Annotated in this window: 18 protein-coding genes; 14 read left to right on the top strand and 4 right to left on the bottom strand. The window is 62.9% G+C overall.

The window, feature by feature from the left end; translation table 11 throughout:
- The first annotated feature begins 9 nt into the window (after positions 1-9).
- The 13 genes from ribD (at position 10) to secG (ending at position 12,450) form a co-directional block, all read left to right on the top strand.
- Positions 10-1,014 carry a bifunctional diaminohydroxyphosphoribosylaminopyrimidine deaminase/5-amino-6-(5-phosphoribosylamino)uracil reductase RibD gene (ribD, locus tag ONR57_RS07760; RefSeq protein ID WP_265122571.1) on the top strand — a complete coding sequence of 335 codons (1,005 nt, stop codon included), beginning with the start codon at positions 10-12 and terminating at the stop codon, positions 1,012-1,014.
- A gap of 34 nt (positions 1,015-1,048) precedes the next feature.
- Positions 1,049-1,732 carry a riboflavin synthase gene (locus ONR57_RS07755; protein WP_265122750.1) on the top strand — a complete coding sequence of 228 codons (684 nt, stop codon included), beginning with the start codon at positions 1,049-1,051 and terminating at the stop codon, positions 1,730-1,732.
- Between the two features lie 5 nt (positions 1,733-1,737).
- Positions 1,738-3,006 (top strand): bifunctional 3,4-dihydroxy-2-butanone-4-phosphate synthase/GTP cyclohydrolase II, encoded by a 1,269-nt coding sequence (locus ONR57_RS07750; RefSeq protein WP_265122570.1) that lies wholly within the window; start codon positions 1,738-1,740, stop codon positions 3,004-3,006.
- Positions 3,003-3,494 (top strand): 6,7-dimethyl-8-ribityllumazine synthase, encoded by a 492-nt coding sequence (gene ribH, locus ONR57_RS07745; protein WP_265122569.1) that lies wholly within the window; start codon positions 3,003-3,005, stop codon positions 3,492-3,494. The genes ONR57_RS07750 and ribH overlap by 4 nt, the downstream gene beginning before the upstream one ends.
- Complete coding sequence (locus ONR57_RS07740; RefSeq protein WP_265122568.1) at positions 3,491-3,976, top strand: PH domain-containing protein; 486 nt, start codon at positions 3,491-3,493, stop codon at positions 3,974-3,976. The genes ribH and ONR57_RS07740 overlap by 4 nt, the downstream gene beginning before the upstream one ends.
- A gap of 41 nt (positions 3,977-4,017) precedes the next feature.
- A complete protein-coding gene (gene uvrC, locus ONR57_RS07735; RefSeq protein ID WP_265122567.1) occupies positions 4,018-6,006 on the top strand; it encodes an excinuclease ABC subunit UvrC in 1,989 nt (662 codons plus the stop codon).
- A 63-nt stretch (positions 6,007-6,069) separates the two neighbouring features.
- The gene (gene rapZ, locus ONR57_RS07730) at positions 6,070-6,954 is read left to right on the top strand and encodes an RNase adapter RapZ (protein ID WP_265122566.1); all 885 of its coding nucleotides are present in this window, start codon (positions 6,070-6,072) and stop codon (positions 6,952-6,954) included.
- The gene (gene yvcK, locus ONR57_RS07725) at positions 6,951-8,012 is read left to right on the top strand and encodes a uridine diphosphate-N-acetylglucosamine-binding protein YvcK (protein ID WP_265122565.1); all 1,062 of its coding nucleotides are present in this window, start codon (positions 6,951-6,953) and stop codon (positions 8,010-8,012) included. The genes rapZ and yvcK overlap by 4 nt, the downstream gene beginning before the upstream one ends.
- Positions 8,009-8,986: a DNA-binding protein WhiA gene (whiA, locus tag ONR57_RS07720; protein ID WP_265122749.1), complete on the top strand. Its 978-nt coding sequence runs from the start codon at positions 8,009-8,011 to the stop codon at positions 8,984-8,986. The genes yvcK and whiA overlap by 4 nt, the downstream gene beginning before the upstream one ends.
- 78 nt (positions 8,987-9,064) lie before the next feature.
- Positions 9,065-10,081, top strand: coding sequence for a type I glyceraldehyde-3-phosphate dehydrogenase (gene gap / locus ONR57_RS07715; RefSeq protein WP_265122564.1), 1,017 nt, complete (start codon positions 9,065-9,067; stop codon positions 10,079-10,081).
- Positions 10,082-10,098: 17 nt separating this feature from the next.
- Positions 10,099-11,325, top strand: coding sequence for a phosphoglycerate kinase (gene pgk, locus ONR57_RS07710; RefSeq protein WP_265122563.1), 1,227 nt, complete (start codon positions 10,099-10,101; stop codon positions 11,323-11,325).
- A gap of 3 nt (positions 11,326-11,328) precedes the next feature.
- Positions 11,329-12,111, top strand: coding sequence for a triose-phosphate isomerase (tpiA, locus tag ONR57_RS07705; protein WP_265122561.1), 783 nt, complete (start codon positions 11,329-11,331; stop codon positions 12,109-12,111).
- A gap of 105 nt (positions 12,112-12,216) precedes the next feature.
- Complete coding sequence (gene secG, locus ONR57_RS07700; protein ID WP_265122560.1) at positions 12,217-12,450, top strand: preprotein translocase subunit SecG; 234 nt, start codon at positions 12,217-12,219, stop codon at positions 12,448-12,450.
- A 79-nt stretch (positions 12,451-12,529) separates the two neighbouring features.
- Here the strand turns inward: secG and ONR57_RS07695 are convergent, their stop codons facing one another.
- The 4 genes from ONR57_RS07695 to tkt all read right to left on the bottom strand — a co-directional run bounded on the left by ONR57_RS07695 (position 12,530) and on the right by tkt (position 17,559).
- Positions 12,530-13,447: a hypothetical protein gene (locus tag ONR57_RS07695; RefSeq protein WP_265122559.1), complete on the bottom strand. Its 918-nt coding sequence runs from the start codon at positions 13,445-13,447 to the stop codon at positions 12,530-12,532.
- Positions 13,444-14,208: a 6-phosphogluconolactonase gene (gene pgl / locus ONR57_RS07690; RefSeq protein ID WP_265122558.1), complete on the bottom strand. Its 765-nt coding sequence runs from the start codon at positions 14,206-14,208 to the stop codon at positions 13,444-13,446. The genes ONR57_RS07695 and pgl overlap by 4 nt, the downstream gene beginning before the upstream one ends.
- Positions 14,209-14,220: 12 nt before the next feature.
- On the bottom strand, positions 14,221-15,348 hold the full coding sequence (gene tal / locus ONR57_RS07685; protein ID WP_265122557.1) for a transaldolase: 1,128 nt from the start codon (positions 15,346-15,348) through the stop codon (positions 14,221-14,223).
- Between the two features lie 108 nt (positions 15,349-15,456).
- Positions 15,457-17,559: a transketolase gene (gene tkt / locus ONR57_RS07680; RefSeq protein ID WP_265122556.1), complete on the bottom strand. Its 2,103-nt coding sequence runs from the start codon at positions 17,557-17,559 to the stop codon at positions 15,457-15,459.
- A gap of 334 nt (positions 17,560-17,893) precedes the next feature.
- Between tkt and ONR57_RS07675 the strand changes: the two genes are divergently transcribed.
- Positions 17,894-18,874 (top strand): heme o synthase, encoded by a 981-nt coding sequence (locus ONR57_RS07675; protein WP_374116417.1) that lies wholly within the window; start codon positions 17,894-17,896, stop codon positions 18,872-18,874.
- The last annotated feature ends 3 nt before the right edge of the window (positions 18,875-18,877 follow it).

The raw sequence follows: 18,877 nt of genomic DNA, 5'->3' as shown, positions 1-18,877 counted from the left end.
CAGGCCTGCATGCTGCATCTCAGCGACGCGATGCGTCTCGCCGTGGAAGCCTCTGAGCGGGTACGTGGCACGACGAGCCCGAACCCGCCGGTAGGCGCGGTGATTCTCGACGTGGGTGGCAACGTCGTCGGGGTCGGGGGCACGCAGCCGGCCGGCGGCCCGCACGCTGAGGTGGTGGCTTTGCGCGAGGCTGGCTCGCGTGCCTTTGGCGGCACCGCAATCGTGACGCTGGAACCCTGTAACCACTACGGACGTACCCCGCCGTGCAGCAAAGCCCTGATTGACGCCGGCATCGCGCAGGTGCACTACGCGGTAGACGATCCGGTTGCGCAGGCGGCAGGGGGAAGCGGCACGCTCACACACGCAGGCGTCGCGGTCACGAAGTGGCACGATCCGGCCCCCGTGGTGAAGGGTCCGCTGCGTGCGTGGCTGCATCGGCAGCGGACGGGGCGGCCGCACTTCACTTACAAGTACGCCGCGAGTCTCGACGGCCGGTGTGCGGCGGCCGATGGGTCGAGCCAATGGATTTCAGGTCCCGAGTCGCGGGCACGGGATCGTATGGAGCGCTCCCGTATCGACGCGATCGTCGTCGGTACCGGCACCGTCCATGCGGACGATCCGTGGCTCACCGCGCGAAACGCGGACGGTTCACTGGCCGGCCACCAGCCCGTTCGCGTTGTCTTCGGTCTGCGCGAGATTCCCGCCAGCGCGCGCGTCGCCGACGCCGCCGCGGAAACCAGAATCGTGCGGTCACGCGATCCGCGTGACGTTGTCGGGGCGCTCGAGGACTGTGTGGACGTGGTGCTCGAAGGCGGCCCGACAGTCGCGGGGGCATTCTTCCGCGCAGGTTTGGTCGACCGGATCACGGCGTACGTGGCCCCGGTTGTTCTCGGTGACGGCCCCGCGGCGGTGGGTGACGCTGGCGCTGGAAGCATTGGCGATGCTTTCCGGTTTCACTGTGAGAGTGTGGAGCGGCTCGGGGACGATGTGCTTATCAGCCTTGTGCCGCGATAACGTGGTGACGTACAGCGGTGAGGAGCGTGCGCGAGTGTTCACAGGGATCGTCGAAGAGCTTGGTGAGGTCGTCGCGGCCGAAACACGCGGGGATTCGGCGCGCATTACGGTGCGCGGCCCGCTGGTCACATCCGACGCGTCACACGGCGATTCGATCGCGGTCAATGGCGTCTGCCTCACAGTCGTCGACGTGCTTGTGGACGGGTCGTTTACCGCGGACGTCATGGGCGAAACGATGCGGCGTACCAGCCTTGCGGGAATTGGCGCGGGCAGCCAGGTCAATCTCGAACGCGCGGTCGCTGTGGGCGGCCGTTTAGGTGGCCACATCGTGCAAGGACATGTGGATGGCACCGGTGTGATTATCAGCCGCACTCCGATGGAACATTGGGAGGTTGTCCGGCTCTCAGTGCCAGCGCAGCTTGCCCGGTATATCGTCGAGAAAGGGTCGATCACGATTGACGGTGTGTCGCTGACCGTGTCGGCCGTTGGAAAAAGCGCGGGAGCCGATTATTTTGAGGTTTCCCTTATTCCCACGACGCAGCAGCTGACCACTCTTGGCCGCGCGAGCGTCGGCACGACCGTCAATCTTGAGGTCGACGTCATTGCCAAATACGTGGAGCGTCTGCACAGCCGAAGCGGTGAGGGCACTCCTGGTGAAGGGTTCCGCTACCGCGGTACCGCCCTACAGGACACCGCTGCTAGCGGGGCCGAGGAGTAAGAACAGTGATCAGATTCGACACTGTCGAACGCGCGATTGCCGAAATTGCCGCAGGCAAGGCGGTCGTCGTCGTCGACGATGAAGATCGTGAGAATGAGGGCGATCTGATCTTCGCCGCAGAAAAGGCCACGCCGGAGCTGCTTGCCTTCATGGTGCGGTATACGTCCGGTTATGTCTGTGTGCCGCTCGACGGTGCGGATTGTGACCGACTCGGCCTGCCGCCCATGTTCGCGACCAACCAGGACAAGCACCAAACCGCGTACACGGTGACGGTGGATGCGAAGGAAGGCGTGGGCACCGGCATCTCCGCGGCCGACCGAGCGGTGACGTGTCAGTTGCTCGCTGATCCAGCGGCGCGACCGGAGGACTTCACACGGCCTGGCCACGTGGTGCCGCTGCGGGCGAAAGAAGGCGGCGTGATGCGCCGCGCTGGGCACACGGAGGCCGCGGTCGACCTGGCGCGGCTGGCCGGATTACGGCCTGCAGGCGTTATCTGTGAGATCGTCAGCCAGAAAGACGAAGGCTATATGGCTAAGGCTGAGGAACTGCGGATCTTCGCTGACGACCACGATCTCGCGATGATCTCGATTGCGGACCTCATCGCGTGGCGGCGCAAGAATGAAAAGCACGTTGTACGCGTGGCAGATGCGCGGATACCGACGCCGTACGGGGAGTTCCGGGCAGTCGGTTACAGCAGCATCTACGACGGCGTCGAGCATGTCGCCCTTGTCATGGGTGATCTGCCCGGACCTGATGGGAAAGGCAACGATGTCCTGGTACGCGTGCATTCGGAATGCTTGACCGGTGACATTTTCGGTTCACTGCGCTGCGACTGCGGGCCACAACTTGACGCCGCGATGCGGATGGTCGCTGAAGAGGGACGGGGCGTGGTGCTGTACATGCGTGGTCACGAGGGCCGCGGCATCGGGCTGATGCACAAACTGCAGGCGTATCAGCTTCAAGATGCTGGATCAGACACCGTGGATGCGAATCTGGCACTCGGCCTGCCTGCGGACGCACGTGACTACGGTGTCGGTGCGCAGATCTTGGTGGACCTGGGCGTGAAAACCATGCGTTTGCTCACGAACAATCCGGCTAAACGTGCGGGTCTCGACGGGTATGGGCTTGCCATCGTCGATCGCGTCCAGATGCCCATCCGGCCGAACAAAGAAAATATTCACTACCTGCGCACGAAGCGTGACCGGATGGGTCATCAGCTCGACGGCCTTGACGAGCACTTTGAGCAGCGCGGATTTGAAGGAGGAGCCACATGAGCGGCGGCGGTGAGCCGGAACTCAGCATCGAGGGCGCGGAGGATCTTTCTCTTGGCATCGTCGCGGGCCAGTGGCATACCGAAATCTGTGAGGCACTGATTGCTGGTTCGCAGCGCGTCGTGGACCAGGCCGGAGTACGCAACGTCACAGTGGTCCGCGTCGCGGGATCGATGGAAATCCCCGTAGTGGTTCAGGAACTCGCCCGCAGTCACGACGCAGTAGTCGCGCTGGGTGTGGTGATTCGTGGCGAAACACCGCATTTCGAATACGTGTGCCAGTCCGTTACCGATGGGCTGACGCGGGTGTCACTGGATGAGGCGACGCCCGTCGGCAACGGCGTTCTCACCGTGAACACAGAGGCGCAGGCCCGCGACCGCGCCGGTCTCGCGGGCTCGTCCGAAGACAAGGGTGCGCAGGCGTGCAGCGCAGCGATCGATACGGCGCTGACGCTGCGCAGGCTGCGTACCAGTGGGGGAGTTCGTGTATGACCGTCAAGAAGCCTGAGAATCAGTCGCGTCCGGAATGGGAGCTGATCGTTCGTGCGCGGAAGATGCCGCGCTGGGCGGCGGCCGCGGCGCTCGCAATGTTCGTGACCTTCGTGATACTTGGAATCTTGCTCGGCAGCGCGAACACGGGTGTGTATTTCCGGTTTGCCGACCAGATTGCGATGGTGCTGCTTGGTGCGTTTTTCGGTGGCCTTTTTCTGCTGCTTGCACGTCCGCGGTTGCGGGTCGGCCGGGCAGGGGTCGCGATTCGCAACTTCTTTTCCGAACGTGTGGTGCCGTGGGAAATCGTCGACGGGCTGAGCTTCCGCAGTGGTGGAAGCTGGGCCCGGCTCGAGCTTCCCGATGACGAGTACATCCCCGTACTTGCGATTCAGGCCAAAGATGGCCACCACGCGATCGCAGCTGTAGAGCGCTACCGGGAGCTGGAGGCCCGGTACGGGCTGCCGCATGTCGATGCCCACTGATGCCACGAGAATTTGTCGGATACTGCGGATAACCTGGGCACGTGCCTGATCCTTCCACCTATCGCCCAGCACCCGGTTCGATTCCGATCGAGCCGGGTGTTTACCGATTTCGTGATTCGGGCGGCCGGGTACTGTACGTCGGAAAAGCGAAGAGTCTGCGAAGCCGGCTCAACTCCTACTTCGCGGATCTGAGTGGCCTGCAGCCGCGCACGCGGAAAATGGTCACCACGGCGTCGAGCGTGGAGTGGACCGTCGTGGGCACCGAGGTGGAGGCGCTTCAGCTCGAGTACAACTGGATCAAGGAGTTTGATCCGCCCTTCAACGTCCGCTACCGCGACGATAAGTCCTACCCGGTCCTCGCTGTCACCCTGAACGAGGAGTTTCCAAGGCTGTTCGTGTACCGTGGCCCGCGCAAGAAGGGTGTTAGGTACTTCGGGCCGTATTCACACGCGTGGGCGATCCGGGAAACGCTGGACCTGCTGCTGCGGGTATTTCCCGCCCGGACATGCTCCGGCGGTGTGTTCAGACGCCACCAGCAGTTAGGCCGACCCTGTTTGCTGGGATACATCGGGAAATGCTCGGCGCCCTGCACCGGACAGGTGGATGCGGCCGAACATCAGCAGATCGTGGCGGATTTCTGCGACTTCTTGTCCGGCAAAACCGACCGAATGGTCCGCGAACTCGAAAAGCGCATGAGTGTGGCGGCGGAGGCCCTCGATTTCGAGCGAGCCGCGCGGCTTCGGGACGATATCGGCGCGCTCAAGCGCGCGCTGGAGAAGCAGGCCGTGGTTCTCGGAGACGGCACGGATGCCGATGTCGTGGCGTTCGCCGCTGATGAACTCGAAGTAGCCGTCCAGGTTTTCCATGTGCGCGGAGGCCGTGTGCGGGGCCAGCGCGGCTGGGTGATCGAGCGCGTCGGCGAGCAGGACGAGCCGGAAATGGTGGAGGAGTTTCTCACCCAGTTCTACGGGGAGCAGCAGGCGCTTGCACGCGATCTTCCCGAAGGCGGGCACAAAGCCGCCAGTCCCATCCCCAAGACCGTCCTCGTGCCGGTGCTGCCGCCGGGAGCCGAGGGGCTCGAACGCTGGCTCAGCGACCTCCGCGGGTCTAGTGTGCGGGTGCGGGTGCCCCAGCGCGGTGATAAGAAGGCGCTGGCGGAGACTGTCCATCGCAACGCGCGTGAAGCACTCCAGCAGCATAAGCTGCGCCGCGCCGGGGACCTCACCGCGCGTTCTGCTGCTTTGCAGGAACTCCAGGACACTCTCACCCTCGATACTGCGCCGTTGCGGATCGAGTGCATCGATATCAGTCACGTTCAGGGCACGGATGTGGTCGGTTCACTTGTCGTGTTCGAGGACGGGCTGCCCCGCAAATCGGACTACCGCCACTACACGATCCGGGAAGCCGCGGGTGAAGGCCGCTCGAACGATGTCGCGAGTATCGCCGAAGTAACTCAGCGTCGGTTCGCCCGGTACCGGAAGTCACTCGATCACCACGAAGCAGAGGCACGGTTCGAGGCAATTGATCCGGACACTGGCAAGCCGCGCCGGTTCGCGTACCCGCCGAACCTTTTCGTGGTCGACGGCGGCTTGCCCCAGGTCAACGCCGCGTCTGCGGTGCTTGAAGAACTCGGAATCACCGATATCGCTGTGATCGGGCTGGCGAAGCGACTGGAGGAGGTGTGGCTACCCGGCGAGGACTACCCGGTAATTCTTCCGCGTACCAGTCAGGCGCTGTTCCTATTGCAGCGCGTGCGGGACGAGGCCCATCGGTTCGCTATCGCGTTTCACCGCAGTAAGCGCTCACGGCGTATGACTGAATCCGTCCTGGACTCGATACCTGGACTTGGGCAGACACGGAAAACGGCCCTCGTCTCCCATTTCGGCTCAGTGGCACGGCTCAAGGCAGCCTCAGTCGGTGAAATCACCGAAGTTCCCGGCATAGGGACTGCGACGGCCGCAGCTGTGCATGAGGCATTGAATAAGGATTCTTCGGCCGAGCCCTCCCCAGGGAAGGCTTCAGTCGAATAACCTCAGCGGTGGTGCCCATGGCGCCGGGTGAACCTCCGACGGCTTCGAGCGACAGGAACATAGGTGAGCGACCAATTCAGTCCGCCCAGTATCGATGTCACCCTCATCACGGGACTCTCTGGAGCAGGCCGGGGCACGTCAGCGAAGGTTCTCGAAGATCTCGACTGGTATGTGATCGACAACGTTCCGGCGGAACTGGTGCCGCAGGCCGTCGATTTGAGCCTCGCCGCGGACAATCCGACCAAGCGGCTCGCTGTTGTCCTCGACGTGCGCAGCCGTGCGTTCGCGGGCGGTCTCGACTCGGTGGTGCGGGAACTAGCGGCACGCGACATCACGCCGCGGATCTTGTTTCTGGAAGCCTCGGACGCGGTGCTCGTGCGCCGTTATGAGCAAGTCCGGCGGAGTCATCCGCTGCAGGGCGATGGCACGCTGCTAGAGGGGATCGCGGCGGAGCGGAAACTGGTCGCGCCGGTCCGGGCGATGGCGGACGTGGTGATCGACACATCGAGTCTGTCAGTCCACGATCTGCGCGCACGAATCGAGCCCGAGTTCGAGGACGCACACAGCCGCAAAATTAAGGTTGCGGTATTGTCCTTCGGGTTCAAATACGGTTTGCCGATCGATGTGGATATGGTTCTCGACGTCCGTTTTTTGCCGAACCCGCACTGGATCCCCGAGCTGCGGCCATTCACTGGTAAGGACGGCGGCGTGCGCGACTTCGTATTGAGCCAGGACGGCGCTGACGAATTTCTGAAAACGCTTCGTGCGCTGCTCGTGCCGGTTCTGAAGGGGTATCGGGCGGAGGGCAAGCGATACATGACGATTGGGGTGGGTTGCACTGGCGGTAAACACCGGAGCGTCGCGATGACCGAAGCGATCGCACAGTTGCTGTCCGAAGATGACGGCGTTACCGTCCGCACACGGCACCGGGATCTGGGTAGGGAATGACAGCTCCGAACAACCTTTACGGCTCGCCTCCGGGGCGGCAACCGTCGATCGTCGCGCTGGGCGGCGGTCATGGCCTCTACGCCACGCTGAGCGCTGCTCGCCAGCTGAGCGATGACATCACTGCTGTCGTCACCGTCGCTGACGACGGGGGCTCGTCAGGGCGGCTGCGCTCGGAGCTCGACCTGGTTCCGCCCGGCGATCTGCGCATGGCCCTCGCGGCCCTCGCAGACCACGATGAACATGCAGAATTATGGCGCGACCTGGTTCAGCACCGCTTCCGCGGAACTGGTGCGCTTGCCGGGCACGCCGTGGGCAACCTGATTCTGGCCGGGCTTACGGAGGTGCTGGGCGACATTATTAGCGCTCTCGAGGAGCTGGGCCGGGTCCTCGGGGTGCGCGGTCGCGTGCTTCCGATGGCGACGATTCCACTGCAGATCGAAGCTGATGTGGTGGGGCTGGAAGAAGATCCGCGGATCAATCGCGTTATCCGCGGACAGGTCGCGGTCGCCACGACGCCCGGCCGGGTTAGGCGGGTGCGGCTGCTGCCCGGTGAACCTGCGGCGTGCCGCGAGGCGGTCGCCGCGATCAACAATGCTGACCTGGTTATTCTCGGGCCAGGCTCGTGGTTCAGCAGCGTCATTCCGCACGTTCTTGTACCGGAGCAGCGTGACGCGCTGATTGCGACGAAGGCACGGCGGGCTCTAGTTCTGAACCTCGGACCGCAGGCGGGGGAGACCGCTGGATTCTCCGCCGAGCGTCATCTTCACGTACTCTCGCAGCACGCCCCCAGTTTCCGGGTAGACCAGGTCATCGTGGACGCGAATACAGTGCCGCCAGGCAGCGAGCGTGCTCACCTGTGCCGGGCTGCCGCGCAGCTGGGTGCCGACGTACGGTATGCCGCAGTGGGTGTTCCAGGTACCGCGAAGCATGACATCTTCAAGCTCGCCGCGGTGCTCGGCGATGTGCTGCATGGCGACGTATCTGGCATTTCTGCGGGGAGCGTGCAGACTGACAGTGTAGTAGGGATCGACCGGAAGGAATCTGCGCCGTGGCAATGACTGCGGAGGTCAAAGATGAACTCAGCCGTCTGACTGTCACCCAGGTGAGTGCGCGAAAGGCGGAAGTCGCCTCGCTGCTCCGATTCTCCGGGGGACTCCACATAGTGGCCGGGCGCGTGGTCGTCGAGGCGGATGTCGACATGGGGTCGATTGCACGTCGGCTGCGCCGCGAAATACACGAACTGTACGGCTATAGCGCCGATATCCACGTAGTCGGTGCGAGCGGATTGCGGAAAAGCACACGCTACCTCGTGCGCGTTGCGAAAGACGGCGAGGCGCTGGCACGTCAAACCGGTCTCCTCGATCTGCGAGGACGGCCTGTCCGCGGCCTCCCCGCCCACGTGGTAGGCGGCGGCATCCACGATTCGGAAGCTGCTTGGCGCGGTGCTTTCCTCGCCCACGGTTCCCTGACAGAACCTGGACGTTCGGCGGCGCTCGAAGTAGGCTGCCCTGGGCCTGAAGCCGCAATGGCCCTTGTTGGTGCTGCACGGCGAATGGGTATCGCAGCAAAGGCGCGCGAGGTGCGTGGCGCCGACCGCGTTGTCGTCCGGGACGGCGATGCGATTGGCGCGCTACTTACCCGTATGGGTGCTCAAGACACGCGGTTGGTGTGGGAAGAGCGCCGGATTCGCCGTGAGGTGCGCGCGACCGCGAACCGGCTGGCGAATTTCGATGACGCAAACCTGCGCCGCTCAGCGCGCGCAGCGGTAGCAGCCGCGGCGAAGGTTGAACGTGCGATTGAAATCTTGGGCGACGACGCCCCTGAACATCTGGCCGCAGCAGGGCGGCTGCGGATTAAACATCGACAGAGTTCACTGGAGGAACTCGGTCAACTTGCGGACCCGCCTCTTACCAAAGATGCCGTTGCGGGCCGCATCCGGCGACTACTGTCAATGGCTGACCGCAGAGCGCGTGAACTGGGCATTCCAGACACGGATTCAGCGGTAACTCCTGAGTTGCTTGAAGAAGCGTAAATGTTGGTTCGATTGAACCGCCGCTATGGCTAGGGTGAAGTGAACACCCCGGAAAAAATCAGATTGAAGGAGCGAAAAGTGACTGTTCGCGTAGGTGTTAACGGATTTGGGCGTATTGGACGTAACTTTTTTCGAGCTGTAGATGCACTGCGTGCGGCTGGCAACGCTGACATCGAAATCGTGGCGGTCAATGACCTCACCTCGAACGACGTGCTTGCACACCTGCTGAAGTACGACTCTATCCTCGGACGGCTGCCGCACGATGTGACGACCGAAGGCGACGAGATCGTCGTCGGCGAGCAGCGGATCAAGGCGCTTGCGATCAAGGAGGGCCCGGCCGCACTGCCATGGGGAGACCTCGGTGTGGATGTCGTCGTCGAGTCGACAGGTTTGTTCACCGATGCGGTGAAGGCGAAGGGTCACCTGGAATCAGGTGCGCGCAAGGTCATCATCTCAGCGCCCGCCAAAGGCGAGGACATCACGATCGTGATGGGCGTCAACGATGACAAGTACGACGGCAGCCAGTCGATCATTTCGAACGCGTCCTGCACCACGAACTGCCTTGCGCCACTGGCCAAGGTCATCGACGATGAGTTCGGCATCGAGCGGGGCCTCATGACGACCATCCACGCATACACCCAGGACCAGAACCTGCAAGACGGCCCGCACAAGGATCTGCGCCGTGCGCGCGCAGCCGCCCTGAACATCGTGCCAACCAGCACGGGCGCGGCCAAGGCGATCAGCCTGGTGCTCCCGCACCTTGAGGGCAAGCTCGACGGCTTCGCGCTCCGCGTGCCGATCCCGACAGGCTCGGCCACTGACCTCACCGTCGATGTCCGCAAGGCCGGTTCCGTCGATGACATCAACGGCGCGCTCAAAGCAGCAGCTGAGGGACCGCTGAAGGGGATTCTGAAGTACTCGACGGCCCCGATCGTGTCCAGCGATATCGTTACTGACCCGCATTCGTCGATCTTCGACGCGCCGCTCACAAAGGTGATCGACGGCCAGGTTAAGGTTGTCAGCTGGTACGACAACGAGTGGGGCTACTCGAACCGGCTTGCCGACCTTGTCGGTCTTGTGGGTAAGTCCCTTTAAAGGGGTTAGACGCACAGATGACAGTGAAAACTCTCCAGGACCTCCTGGCAGAAGGTGTTTCCGGGCGCACAGTTCTTGTTCGCGCTGATTTGAATGTTCCGTTGAAGGCAGGCAGCGTCACTGATGCTGGCCGGATCATTGCGTCGGCACCGACGATCGGTGCACTCGCTGACGCCGGTGCGCGCGTCATTGTGGCCGCACATCTGGGGCGCCCGAAAGGCGCCCCAGACGCTGCGCTGTCGCTGGCACCGGTGGCGCAGCGGCTCGGTGACGAACTCGACCGCTACGTCCAGCTCGCGGGCGACGTGGTCGGTCAGGATGCCCAGGAGAGGGCAGCGGGCCTGACAGAGGGGGACGTTCTCCTGCTGGAGAATGTGCGCTTCGATGCTCGTGAAACCAGCAAGGATGACACTGAGCGTCAGGCACTGGCGCGGGAACTGGCTGCGCTCACCGGCACCGACGGGGCGTTCGTCTCAGATGGTTTCGGCGTGGTACACCGCAAGCAGGCGTCAGTATTCGATATCGCCACGCTGCTGCCGCACTACGCGGGCGGGCTCGTGGCTGCTGAGGTCGATGTCCTGACGCAGCTCACTGCCGATCCCGCGCGGCCGTACGCGGTGGTGCTGGGCGGGTCGAAAGTTTCCGACAAGCTCGCTGTTATCGAGGCGCTCGCGCCGAAGGTCGACACTCTCGTCATCGGCGGCGGCATGTGCTTCACGTTTCTTGCGGCGGAGGGCCTTCAGGTCGGTTCGTCGCTGCTGCAAGAAGAGATGATCGACACGTGCAAGGATCTCCTTGAGCGCTACGCTGACGTGATCCACCTTCCTGTGGACATTGTGGTTGCCGACAGCTTTAGTGCGGACGCGAGCACCCAGACGGTGGCAGCGGCAGAGATTCCGGAGGGCTGGATGGGCCTTGATATCGGTCCAGAATCAGCCGATCGATTCGCGACAGTGCTCGGCAACGCGAAGACGATCTTCTGGAACGGGCCGATGGGTGTGTTCGAGTTCGACGCGTTCGCTGCGGGCACCCGGGGGGTTGCGGAGGCGATCATCCAGGCAACGTCGAAGGGCGCTTTCAGTGTCGTCGGCGGTGGTGACTCTGCGGCGGCAGTGCGTTTACTGGGGCTCCCAGACGACGGATTCTCACACATCTCCACGGGTGGCGGTGCCTCTCTCGAGTACCTCGAAGGCAAGAAGCTACCAGGAATCTCCGTCCTCGACGACACCGAATCGGAAGGATGAGGCATGCCTCGTAAGCCGCTCATCGCCGGCAACTGGAAGATGAACATGAATCATCTTGAGGCGATCGCGTTAGTGCAGAAGATCGCATTCGCGCTGCCGGACAAGTACTACGACAAGGTCGATGTCGTGGTGATTCCGCCATTCACCGATCTTCGCAGCGTTCAGACTCTCGTCGAAGGCGACAAATTGAAAGTCGCGTACGGGGCGCAAGATGTGAGTGTGCACGATTCCGGAGCCTTCACCGGTGAGGTGAGCGGCCCCATGCTTGCCAAGCTGGGCTGCAAGTACGTGGTGGTCGGTCACTCGGAGCGCCGCACCTACCACAACGAGGACGATGAGCTGGTGTCGAAGAAAGCCAAGGCAGCGCTCAAGAACGGTATGACGCCAATCATCTGTATCGGTGAGGGGCTTGAGATCCGTGAGGCCGGTACACACGTTGAGTACAACCTGACGCAGCTTCGTAATTCGCTGGCAGATCTGACGCAGAAGGAGTTGACGAAAATCGTCATCGCCTACGAACCTGTGTGGGCTATCGGCACAGGCAAGGTTGCGTCAGCGGCCGACGCTCAGGAAGTGTGTGCTGCCATCCGTTCGGAGCTGTCGCGGATAGCCTCCCCCGAGACGGCCGGTGCGATCCGCGTCTTGTACGGAGGCTCCGTAAACGCGAAGAACGTCGGCAGCATTGTTGCCGAGTCCGACGTCGATGGTGCCCTTGTGGGTGGTGCCTCGCTCAAGGCAGACGATTTCGCGCAATTATGCGCGATCGCCGCGGGCGGTCCATTCTGATGCACACACGGGGCCTCTAGCTCGAAGTCGCCCGGTACTGAAGGTAGTATCGACCGGGCACCGGCGCCGATCCGGCGCTGACGCGACGTGGACGTAAGGACTTCAATGTCACTGTTTTTAGACATCATTCTGGTCTCTACCAGTGTGCTTATGATCTTGCTGGTTCTTTTGCACCGGGCGAAGGGTGGCGGTTTGTCGTCACTCTTCGGTGGGGGCATGCAGTCTAGCTTGTCTGGTTCAACCGTCGCGGAGAAGAACCTTGACAGGCTGACTATTTACGTCGCGATCGTGTGGGCCGTTTCGATCGTCGGCATGGGCCTCAATATTCGTTACGCGTAAGCCCATCCCGGTCAAGCCTTGACGCAAACGAAACACCCCGGCTGCTGAATGCAGCCGGGGTGTTTCGTTGCTTGCAGAGTCAGTGGCCGCCGCTGGGGCGGTTATCGGCGCCGTCCGCTGGTACGTGGTTCGGCGGGCGGTAGGAAGACCCCAAGGTTGGGTTCAAGGTCGTGTCGCTGACCGAGGCTTCCAGCCAGCCGCGCACCGTCGGCAGCCGCAGGATAATGAGGAGCAGTGGCGTGGCGATCGCAATGGTGAGCGCGTTGGTGAATCGTTCGGTGACGAGGTAGCCGATGACGGCGACAGCGCCGAGGGTTCCGTAGACGATCGTCACGTAGTCGACGGTGGGCCGCCCATAGTTGCTCGCGCCCCACGCCGCGATCACGGTGATCACCACGAAACACCCGGCGAGTACCCATGATTGCCACTGCGCCGCGAGTGATGTTTCGTCACCGTAGTCGGCTTCGAGCCAGCGGGTAATGGTCATGAAAGCGGCGGTGATACTGAGTACAACACCGACGATAACGTTGACTGTCTCGTGGCGGTTCAGGCGAGCGGGCAGTCGGCCGGGGACGCTCCGGGCACCCGAGGAGACGGCCCGAGTTGCCTTCTCTATGGCCACGGCGCGTGAGGGAGAACGCGTCACCGTGTCGATCCAGCGGTTGATGCGAAGCAGATAAATGACACCGAAGAAGATCGGCAGCCACAGTATCCCCATGATCATTTCGAAGTATCGCGCCGTCACCGCGTCGATGATGATGGAGAGCAGAACAAACGCCAGGTACACCCGGCCGAGGAAGCCTGCGGAGGGACGCTGAAAGTTCTGGGAAACCCAGCCACTCGCGGGGATGATCATGGCAGCGCACAGGCCAAGACCGATACGGCGCCAAACGGCTCCTGCATCGGGGACGTCCGGCCACAAACTGCCAACGCGAAACAGCATCACGCCAGCAAGCGTGATGAAAATCGCAAGGTTGACGAGTTCGTGTCGCTTCACCGGAGAAGTTCTGCTGCCTTCTTATCGAGAAACCAAATCGTGTTATCGCGGCCGTGCGCGCCGGCAGCGGGACAATCATCGGTCATGCCGTCACGGACTGCCTGAGCGACCTTGCCCGCTTTGTCCTCGCCCGCGACCACGAACCACACCTGGCGAGAGTTATTCACCACCGGGTACGTCAGCGTAATGCGCTCGGGCGGCGGTTTGGGCGAGTCATGTTCGGCTGCGACAGCCTTCTCCTGCTCGCTCAGATTGGCCTTGCCCGGGAAAAGTGAGTTGATGTGGCCATCGGGCCCCATACCGAGGAGATGAACGTCAAGCTGCGGGACGCTGCCATCCGCGGTAAGCGATCGGAGTGTGCGCTCATACGCAGCCGCGCCGCTGTCGACGTCCGGTGCGGTCCCCGGTTCCTGTCCGTCACCGAGTGACGGCATGCGAAAGATTCGCGCGGCGTCGACGGGCACATGCTTGAGCAGTGCCTCGTCGGCCTGCGCATCGTTGCGGTCGTCGTGGCCCGCTGGCAGAAAGCGCTCGTCACCCCAGAAAATCTCGAGCTTGTTCCATTCGACGCGGTCAGCGGCGCTGCGCAGTGCGCGCAGCGCCGCGATTCCGAGGCTTCCGCCGGTAATTGCGATGCGTGCAATACCGCGGGACTGCTGCGCACCCGCGATCGCGGCGGTGAGTCGCTCGGCCACAGCAGAGGCCACAGCGGGACCGTCATCAAATACGAGGACTTCCGGAGGCTGGCTGGCACTGTTCATTCTCGTGCCCTCCTACGACATCTGACGTGCGGAGTCGATCTGCTCCGCCGTTGCGGTGAGCAACTCGCCCCAAGAGGTCGCGAACTTCTCGACGCCCTCTTCCTCCAACTTGCGGAAAACGTCGCCGAGGTCGATGCCGGCGTCTGCGACCGCAGTGAATACCTCCTGAGCCTCCACAGCAGTGCCTGACACGATGTCGCCGCGGACCTCGCCGTGGTCTGCGAAAGCCTGCATCGTCTTCTCGGGCATTGTGTTGACGGTGTGAGGCGCGACGAGTTCCGTGACATACAGCGTGTCCGGATAGTCGGGATTCTTGACACCGGTGGATGCCCAGAGTGGGCGCTGCACGTTCGCGCCGGCCGAGCGCAGCTCGCTCCAGCGTTCGCTGGCGTCGCTGAACGCGCCCTCGAACGCGGCGTATGCCAGCCGGGCATTCGCAACTCCAGCTTTGCCGCGGAGTTCCAGAGCAGCGGTGGTGCCGGACTGCTCGAGCCGGGCATCGATCTCAGTGTCCACGCGGGAGACGAAGAATGACGCGACAGAGTGAATGCGGGAGAGGTCACGACCCAACTGTTGCGCCTGCCGGAGTCCAGCAAGATAAGCGTCGATCACAGCTTCATACCGCTCGACGGAGAAGATCAGCGTGACGTTGACGCTGATCCCGTCCGCGATGACCGACGTGATCGCCGGCAGCCCGGCCATCGTTGCGGGAATCTTGATGAGCAGGTTGGGCCGGTCCACGATCTTCCACAATTCGCGAGCCTGCGCGACGGTCTGGTCGGTGTCGTGTGCAAGGCGTGGGTCGACCTCGATGGAAACGCGACCGTCGGACCCATCGGTGGCCTCATAGACCGGAAGCATCAGATCACAAGCACTGCGCACATCGTCGGTCGTGAGCTCGCGCACCACATCATCGACGCCCGCACCGCGGCTGACAAGTTCTCGCAACTGCGTCTCGTAGGCGTGGCCATTTGCCAGCGCACCCTGAAAGATCGTCGGATTGGTCGTAACCCCGACGACACTGCGTGTCTCGATGAGTTCGGCGAGGTTGCCTGAATTCAGGCGCTCGCGTGACAGATCGTCAAGCCACACGGACACGCCCGCCGCGCTGAGAGCAGCGAGTCTTTCATTCTGAGCCATCAGTGGTCACCCCTAAGAGAAGAAATCCGCTTCTAATTGTGGCGTGGTGACCATGCCAGCCGCGGCCCGTGTGCCAGATATTGACATACGGGCCATTCCCGGCACGTTTTAGCCACCAGCGCGTTCGAGGGAGCGGCGCGCGGCCGACTCAACGGCTTCAGCCCTGAAACCGAACTCCCGGAACAGCGTCTTGTAATCGGCGGATGCTCCGAAGTGCTCGATCGACACAGCTTCACCGTACGCCCCGAGGTACTTGTGCCATGGCATCGCGACCCCAGCCTCTACAGTCACCCTAGCGCGAACCGCCGGGGGCAGCACCTGATCCTGATAGGCCCGATCCTGCTGATCGAACCAGTCGAGACATGGCGCGGAAACAACTCGTGTGCCAATGCCTTCCGCTTCGAGTGCGGCGCGCGCCTGGACGGCGTACTGCAGTTCAGATCCGGTACCGATCAGGATGACCTGAACATCGCTGGCCTCAGCTTCGAACAGCACATAGGCCCCCCGCTTAACGCCCTCCTGAGCCTTTTCGCGCGTGCCGTCGAGAACCGGGATGTTCTGGCGGGTGAGCGCGAGCGCGGTCGGGCCATCGAGGTGCTCGAGTGCAGCCTTCCACGCGAACGATGTCTCATTCGCGTCACCAGGGCGGATCACAGTCATGTTGGGGATGGCGCGCAGCGCTGCGAGCTGTTCGATCGGCTGGTGCGTAGGTCCGTCCTCACCCAGACCGATCGAATCGTGAGTCCACACATACAGCGCCGGCACCTGCATCAGTGCCGCGAGCCGCACCGCTGGGCGCATGTAATCGCTGAAAACGAGGAACGTTCCGCCGTACGGCCGGGTAGGCCCATGAAGGGCGATGCCATTGAGGATTGAGCCCATGGCGTGCTCACGCACACCGAAGTGCAAGGTGCGTCCGTAGGGGTGGGCGTTCCAGTGCTTGGTCGAGATCGATACCGGACCGAAAGAGTCCGATCCGCTTATCGTCGTGTTGTTCGACTCCGCGAGGTCAGCCGAACCGCCCCATAGCTCCGGCAGGACCGGGCCGATCGCGGCGAGCACGCTGCCAGACGCTTTGCGTGTGGCCATGCCGGATTCGCTCGGTTCCCACGTGGGAAGCGCTGATTCCCACCCATCGGGAAGCTTGCGGGCCGTGACGCGGTCGAACAGCGCCTTGCGTTCTGGCTCGCCCGCTGCCCAGGCGTCGAACGCCTTCTGCCACTCAGCACGGGCAGCCGCGCCCCGCGATACGACTTCGCGAGTGTGTGCGATGACCTCCGGATCGACGTCGAACGTCTTTTCCGGATCGAAACCGACGGCTTCCTTGACTGCTGCCACCTCATCCGCGCCGAGGGCAGCGCCGTGCGATGCGCCAGTGTTCATCTTGTTGGGTGCCGGATACCCGATGATGGTGCGGAGGACGATCATCGACGGCTTGTCGGTGACAGCTTTCGCCTTGTCGATCGCTTCGAGGATGCCCGTCACGTTCTCACCGCCCGCGACGCTCTGCACATGCCACCCATACGACTCGTAACGCTTCGCGACGTCTTCGCCGAGTGCGATGGTCGTGTCGTCTTCGATGGAGATCTTGTTGTCGTCGTAGATGACGACAAGGTTGCCGAGTTCCTGCACTCCTGCGATCGATGACGCTTCCGAAGTCACGCCTTCCTGGATGTCACCGTCGGACGCGATCACGTACACGAAATGATCGAACACGCTCGAACCCTGCGGAGTGTCCGGATCGAACAAGCCACGCTCACGCCGGGCAGCCATGGCCATGCCCACCGCAGACGCAAGGCCCTGGCCGAGCGGCCCAGTGGTGATTTCGACGCCCGGAGTATGGCCGTACTCAGGGTGGCCCGGCGTAAGGCTGCCCCACGTGCGCAGCGCCTTGAGGTCATCCAATTCGAGGCCGTACCCCGAGAGGTAGAGCTGCAGATACTGCGTCAAGCTCGAGTGTCCGCATGAAAGCACGAAACGATCACGCCCGATCCAGTTCGGATCAGCAGGGTCGTGACGCATCACACGCTGATACAACACGTACGCGAGGGGAGCGAGGCTCATCGCCGTACCGGGGTGCCCGTTGCCAACATTCTGCACCGCATCCGCCGCGAGCACGCGGATAGTGTCGACCGCTTTGGTGTCGAGCTCCGTCCAGTCGTCGGGAAGGTCTGGGGTGGTCAGGCTGCGGATCTCGTCTGTAACCGACACTGGCGAGCGTCTCCTGGGGTGCTGGCTGAACGGGCTTTGGATGCAGTTGCGGGCGCGGGCGCGGTTGCGCACACCCGGTCCAACTGTAATGGTGCCATTACATCAGCAAGACTCCGAATCCGGCGGCAGCGCGCCGTCACTATCTGGCGATGGGTTACCGTGGTTCGGCAGGGTCGTCCACTCGGTCTACCATCAAAGGGCTATCCACGGGCTGCCAGGCCGGGGCTCGGGGCCCCGCTCAGGCCAGCAGGTATCGCAAGGAGAAGTAGTGCGGAGTAGGGCGCAGGCAGGCGGACACGGCTTCGCCCCCAGCGCACATAGCGGATCTCACGACATCAGTGAGAACGGCCATGTCAGCGCGCCCGGGGGTGAATCTGCCGAGGCTCCACCCGCCGCGGCTGACGGTGTCTTCCAGCGCATCAGCCGGACAGTTTTGGCCTATGTGGCGCTCACGAAGCCGCGCGTAATCGAGCTTCTTCTCGTGACCACGATTCCTGCGATGCTCCTCGCGTCGCGCGGCTCCGTAGAGCCGCTCCTCATCCTCGCCACACTGTTCGGAGGAGCGATGGCGGCAGGCAGCGCGAACAGTCTGAACTGTGTTGTCGACGCCGATATCGACAAGGTGATGAAACGCACAGCGCGGCGCCCGCTTGCGCGCCAGGCGGTGCCCACATCCCATGCGCTCGTGTTCGGTCTCGCGCTCGGCGTGGCTTCTTTCACCTGGTTCTGGTGGGCGACGAATCTCCTCGCAGCCCTCCTGGCCGTGGTCACGATCCTGTTCTACATCTTCGTCTACACGATGGTTCTCAAGCGCCGCACGGCGCAAAACATCGTGTGGGGCGGCGCCGCGGGCTGTATGCCCGTGATGATTGGCTGGGCGGCAGCCACGGGCACGCTGGAATGGCCGGCGCTGGTGATGTTCCTCATCGTGTTCTTCTGGACACCGCCGCACACCTGGGCACTGGCGATGCGCTACAAAGAGGATTATCGCGCGGCCGGGGTGCCGATGCTTCCCGTCGTCATGAGCGAACAAGAAGTGACTAAGCGGATTCTCATTTACACGTGGGTCACTGTCCTGACGACGCTCGCGCTGGCCTGGTGGACAGGCCTGATCTACGCGCTGACTGCGCTCGTGGTGGGAGTCTGGTTCGTGGTCATGGCGCACCGCCTATATGCGGGCGTCAAAGCCGGGGTGCCGGTCAAGCCGCTGCGGCTTTTCCTGATGTCGAATAACTACCTCGCCGCAGTCTTTTTCGGCCTGGCTGTCGACTCGATTCTCGGGTTCGCGACAGTGCCGCAACTGCTCGGGCTGTAAACG

It is taken from the genome of Hoyosella sp. YIM 151337 (assembly GCF_026041215.1).
GTDB lineage: Bacteria > Actinomycetota > Actinomycetes > Mycobacteriales > Mycobacteriaceae > Hoyosella.
The sequence above is the reverse complement of the archived record's forward strand: the minus strand, read 5'-3'. Positions and strand labels throughout refer to the sequence as shown.